The organism is Saccharomonospora saliphila YIM 90502 (genome assembly GCF_000383795.1).
GTDB lineage: Bacteria > Actinomycetota > Actinomycetes > Mycobacteriales > Pseudonocardiaceae > Saccharomonospora > Saccharomonospora saliphila.
This window is the reverse complement of sequence record NZ_KB912696.1, coordinates 4824-9979: the sequence shown is the minus strand read 5'-3', so window position 1 is coordinate 9979 and position 5156 is coordinate 4824. Positions and strand designations below refer to the sequence as shown.

At 72.5% G+C, this 5156-nt stretch carries 6 protein-coding genes and 1 tRNA gene; 4 read left to right on the top strand and 3 right to left on the bottom strand.

Annotated elements, in window-relative coordinates:
- The 3 genes from SACSA_RS0115115 to SACSA_RS0115105 all read right to left on the bottom strand — a co-directional run.
- Positions 1–693 (bottom strand): transcription termination/antitermination NusG family protein (locus tag SACSA_RS0115115; RefSeq protein WP_019818424.1); only part of this gene is annotated, 693 nt, incomplete at its 3' end.
- Positions 694–777: 84 nt separating this feature from the next.
- On the bottom strand, positions 778–1233 hold the full coding sequence (gene secE / locus SACSA_RS0115110; RefSeq protein WP_028661911.1) for a preprotein translocase subunit SecE: 456 nt from the start codon (positions 1231–1233) through the stop codon (positions 778–780).
- Positions 1234–1267: 34 nt separating this feature from the next.
- Positions 1268–1340, bottom strand: a tRNA-Trp gene (locus SACSA_RS0115105).
- A gap of 247 nt (positions 1341–1587) precedes the next feature.
- On the opposite strand from SACSA_RS0115105, the gene SACSA_RS0115100 reads away from it, so the two are divergent.
- From SACSA_RS0115100 to SACSA_RS0115085, 4 genes are all read left to right on the top strand, one after another.
- Positions 1588–2820 carry a pyridoxal phosphate-dependent aminotransferase gene (locus tag SACSA_RS0115100; RefSeq protein WP_028661910.1) on the top strand — a complete coding sequence of 411 codons (1233 nt, stop codon included), beginning with the start codon at positions 1588–1590 and terminating at the stop codon, positions 2818–2820.
- Between the two features lie 227 nt (positions 2821–3047).
- On the top strand, positions 3048–3398 hold the full coding sequence (locus SACSA_RS0115095) for a GntR family transcriptional regulator (RefSeq protein ID WP_019818420.1): 351 nt from the start codon (positions 3048–3050) through the stop codon (positions 3396–3398).
- Positions 3395–4387: a DUF1648 domain-containing protein gene (locus tag SACSA_RS0115090; protein ID WP_028661909.1), complete on the top strand. Its 993-nt coding sequence runs from the start codon at positions 3395–3397 to the stop codon at positions 4385–4387. The genes SACSA_RS0115095 and SACSA_RS0115090 overlap by 4 nt, the downstream gene beginning before the upstream one ends.
- Positions 4388–4400: 13 nt before the next feature.
- The coding region (locus SACSA_RS0115085) for an SGNH/GDSL hydrolase family protein (protein WP_019818418.1) at positions 4401–5156 on the top strand (756 nt) is incomplete at its 3' end.

Below are 5156 nucleotides of genomic sequence, written 5' to 3'. Positions count from 1 at the left end.
CGCGGGCGCCTCGGCGGCCGCCGCCGCGGGCTCGCCCTGGGCGGCCTTCTCCGGCTCGGGCTCGGTGACCTGCGGCGCGAGGAACTTCAGCACCTCGTCCAGACTCAACGGCGACGGGCGCGAGGTCGCGCCCACGAACCCGGTGACGCCGGGCGTGTTGCGCACCGCGCTCCAAGAGGCGTCGTTGAGCTCCATCCGGACCAGGATGTAACCGGGCAGCACCTTGCGCTGCACGATCTTGCGCTGGCCGTTCTTGATCTCGGTGACCTCCTCGGTGGGCACCTCGATCTGGAAGATGTAGTCCTCGACGTCGAGCGTCTGCCTGCGGTGTTCGAGATTCGTCTTGACCTTGTTCTCGTACCCGGCGTAGGAATGCACCACGTACCAGTCTCCCGGCTGCGCGCGCAGCTCGGCGCGCAGCGCGGCGACCGGGTCCTCGGGCGCCTGCTCCCCGGCACCGGCGGTACCGGCCTCGCCGGACTCGGCGCCGGTGGACTCGGCCTCGGTGGACTCGTTGCCGGTGGACTCGTTGCCGGTGGACGCGGTGTCGGCCTCCACGGACTCGGCGGCGCTCTCCCGGGGCTCGGCGGGCTCGGTGGAGTCCTTATCCGCCTCACCGGTGGCCGCGAGCACCTGCTCGTCGGAGAGGCCGGTCAGGTCCTGACCGGCTCCTGAGCCGTTCTCGGAGGTCACTTTCCGTCCTCTCAGTAGATCGCGTGTGCGGTCGCGGACGTCCCAGAGGGACGCCGCCACCCGCGAGGAGATGTGTGCCGCCGGTCACTCACCGAACACGACTTCGATGCCCTCAAGGAACACGAAGTCGAGCCCGGAGACCAACGCCACCATGAAGACCAGGAAGAACAGGACCACGGTGGTGTAGGTGACCATCTGCTTGCGGGTCGGCCAGATGACCTTGCGCAGCTCGGCCCATACCTCGCGAATGAACCGCCCGAGCCGCGAGAACAGGGAACCCTGCTTCGTCCGCGGACGGTCCCGCTTCGGGGTCGGCCGGTTCTTGCCCTCGGGCTTGTCGACCTTCTCCGAAGCCTTGCCCTTCGGCGCGGGCCGGCGGGTCGACTCCGCGTCACCCGTGGACTTCGCCCCGGAGTCGCTTCCGGTTCCCGTGCCTTCCCTGCGGGCGGAGGCGCGTCGCGCGCGCCGAGCCGCGGCGGTGTCCGGACGGGAAGGGCGCTCGCCGGCCCTGTCCTTGTCCTTCTCGCCGTCGTCGCTCACGAGCCACTCCTCCGCTCCGCCGGACACGTCTACGCAGGGGTGACAGGACTCGAACCTGCAACCTGCGGCTTTGGAGGCCGCTGCTCTGCCAATTGAGCCACACCCCTTCGGACAGCGCACCGCCCGATCGGACGCACTTCACACACCCGGACCGACCCTACCCGAGGCCGCCGGGTGCCTGTCGTACGTTCCAAGTTCCGCAGTCTACGGCAAGCCTCACGGCGTCTCGCAACCGCGTTCCCCTCGGCGCGCCAGCCGGGGCGTCGCGGGCCTCGTCCGGCCCCCCGGACGCCGCCACACGCCGGACGGAGGGCGGGTGCCCCTACGGGCCGCCACACGTGAAAAGATGTGGTCATGGCCGCTTCCGAAGGTACCGCCACCAGTCACCGCGCCCGTGTGTCGTCCCGCATCGCCGGCATCACGCCGTCGGCGACGCTCGCCGTCGACGCGAAGGCCAAGGCCCTCAAGGCCGAGGGGCGCCCGGTGATCGGTTTCGGCGCGGGCCAGCCGGACTTCCCGACGCCCGACCACGTGGTCGAGGCGGCGGCCGCCTCCGTGCGGGACCGCGCCAACCACGGCTACACCGCCGCGGCGGGGCTGCCCGAACTGCGCGAGGCCATCGCCGCGAAGACGCTGCGCGACTCGGGCTTCGCGTGTGAGGCCTCCCAGGTGCTGGTGACCAACGGCGGCAAGCAGGCCGTGTACTCCGCGTTCGCCACGCTGCTCGACCCGGGTGACGAGGTGCTGCTGCTCGCGCCCTACTGGACCACCTATCCGGAGTCGATCACTTTAGCGGGCGGCGTTCCGGTGCAGGTCACCGCCGACGAGGCCACCGGTTACCGGGTCACCGTCGAGCAGCTCGAGGCCGCGCGGACCGAGCGGACCAAGGTCCTGCTGTTCAACTCGCCGTCCAACCCGACCGGTGCCGTGTACTCGCGGGAGCAGGTGGCCGCGATCGGCCGCTGGGCGGCCGAGCACGACATCTGGGTCGTCACCGACGAGATCTACGAGCACCTCGTCTACGACGGCGCCACGGCCGAGTCGATGCCCGCGGTCGTGCCCGAACTGGCCGACCGCACGCTGATCCTGAACGGCGTCGCCAAGACCTACTCGATGACCGGGTGGCGGGTCGGCTGGATCGTCGGCCCCGACGACGTGATCAAGGCCGCGTCGAGCTTCCAGTCGCACCTGTGCGGCAACGTCGCCAACGTCTCGCAGCGGGCCGCGCTCGCGGCGGTGGCCGGGCCGCTCGACGTGGTGGACCGGATGCGGGAGGCGTTCGACTCCCGGCGCAAGCGGATCGTGTCGATGCTGTCGGAGATCCCGGGCGTGGAGTGCCCGACCCCGGAGGGCGCCTTCTACGCCTACCCGTCGGTGAAGGCGCTGCTGGGCAAGGAGATCCGCGGACAGCGCCCCGCCGACACGGTCGAGCTCGCCGACCTGATCCTGGCCGAGGCCGAGGTCGCCGTGGTCCCCGGCGAGGCGTTCGGCACGCCGGGCTACTTCCGGTTCTCCTACGCCCTCGCCGAGGACGACCTCGTGGAGGGCGTCACCCGCGTCGCCTCGCTGCTCTCCGAAGCCGTCTGAAACTCCCCAGGGTCTCCCGGGCCTCCCGCCCGGCCATCCGGACGACGCTCCCACCATCGCACCGCCCCCGCATGCCCGCGTGGCGTCGGGGGCGGTGCCGTGTTCCGGGCCGTTGTCGCACGGTCGGGCCGCCGGAGGCTCCGCGCCGAGTGCCCGGCAGCGGTGTCCGGGGCCCTTCCGTGGCAGGACCGTGACACCGGGCCTATTGTTCTAGTAGTTTTAGAACAATGCTGGTCCGAATCGACCCCGCGTCGGCGGCTCCCCTCTACGAGCAGATCGCGGCGTCGGTGCGCCGCAACCTGGCCGAGGGCCACGTCTCACCAGGCCAGCACCTGCCGCCCGCGCGGGCGCTGGCCGGGTCGCTGGAGATCAACGTGCACACGGTCCTGCGGGCCTACGCGCTCCTGCGTGACGAGGGACTGATCGAACTACGGCGCGGACGGGGCGCCGTGGTCACCGGCCGGGCCGAGAGCCGGGCACGGCTCACCACGCTGGTGTCCGACCTCGCCGACGAGGCGCGACGCGTGGGGGTCGGCGCCGACGAGCTCGTCACGATGCTGCGAAGGAGATTTCCGTGAGACCACCACGGCCGCGCGTGGCCCTTGCCGCCTTCGGCGTTCCCGCCCTTCTCGCCGTGCTCGCGTTCGTGCTGCGCACGGCATGGGAGCCACGGCTGCCGGAGGTGATCGCGACGCACTGGGGCACCGACGGCGTCGACGGCTCGACCGGCCTGACCGCCTTCACCGTCGGCACGCTCGTCGCGGCCGGTGTGCTGACCTCGGCGGGCACCGCATCGCTTCTGGTGCTGCTGCGTCGCGGCGGCGAGGTGCGCCGTGGCACCGTGCTGCTGCACGCGCTCCTGGCCTCGTTGCCGTCGGGAATGCTGATCTCGTCGATGGCCGCCTCGCTCGACGCGGAGTCGTGGCGGCAGGCCGCCGGTCCCGGTGTGGTGCTGCTCGTGCTGCTGGGCACGACCGGCGTGGCGACGGGCGTGGCGGTGCTGCTGGCCGGGCGGCGTGTGCCCGCACGGGGACACGCCGAACCGGCGGGCCCGGGCGAGGCCAGTGTCGGCCTGAAGCCCGGGCAGCGGGCGAGCTGGGTCGGGGGCACGACGAACACGCCGCTGGCCGGAGTGTGCGCCTTCCTGCCCGTGCTGAGCGTCGGCGTGATCGACGTGCTCACCGACGGCCCCCTCGGCTGGACCGGCTACGCGGTGACGGCGGGGGCGGGGGTACTGACAGCGCTGATGGTGCCGAGCCTCCGGGCCGTGGTGGACTCCAGCGGGATCACGATCCGCATGGGCCTCGTCGGCCTCCCGCGCACGCACCTCGCGCTGTCCGACATCGCGTCGGCGGGTACGGACACCGTGCGCGCGACGTCACTGGGCGGCCTCGGTGTGCGGTACGACCCCACCACCGGGGACGTGGCGTACAAGATCCGCGGTGGCTCCGCGCTCGTGGTGAGCCTGCGCGACGGGCGCCGGGTCTTCGTCACCGTCGACGGGCCGGAGCAGGCGGCGGGTCTGCTCAACGACCTCATACGGCAGGCGAGTCCCGCGCGTGAGTGATAGGAGTCGGCGTGTGAGGGCACGAGCGTGGATCGCGGCGGCGTGTGCGTCGCTGGTGAGCCTGGTCGCGGCGTGCGGGCCGGACGGTGCCGCACCGGAGAACGCCTCCGCTCCCACCGGCCCGGAGACCGGCCCCACCGCGCACGGCGTGCCGCAGGGGTCGCGCTACGTCGCGCTCGGCGACTCCTACACCGCCGCTCCGGGAACCGGAAGGCCGGTCGGAACTCCTCCGGGGTGCGGGCGCTCCGGCAACAACTACCCACGGCTGGTCGCCGACGCGCTCGACGTCGAGACACTGGTCGACGTGAGCTGCGGCGGCGCGACGACCGGGGACCTGGTCTCCGCGCAGCGCACGAGCGAGGGCACCAACCCACCGCAGGTGGAGGCGCTCACCCGCGCCACCTCGCTGGTGACCGTGGGCATCGGGGGCAACGACGTGGGCTTCGTCGAGCTGGCCTCCCGGTGCGCGGGTGACCAGGCACGCTCCCCCTGCCGCTCCGGCTCCGGCGGGCTCGGCGCGCGCGTCACCCGGGCCACCGACGACGTCGCCGAAACGCTCGACGAGATCCGCGAACGGGCGCCCCGGGCACGCGTCGTGGTCGTCGGCTATCCCGCGATCCTGCCCGAGGACACCGGGGCGTGTGGCGAGCTGCCCTACGAGCCCGCCGAGATCGAGCACCTGCGCCGCGGCCTCGACCGCCTCGACGCGGGTCTGCGCGAAACGGCCCGGCGCGCGGGCGCGGAGTTCGCCGATACCGCGGCGGGCACG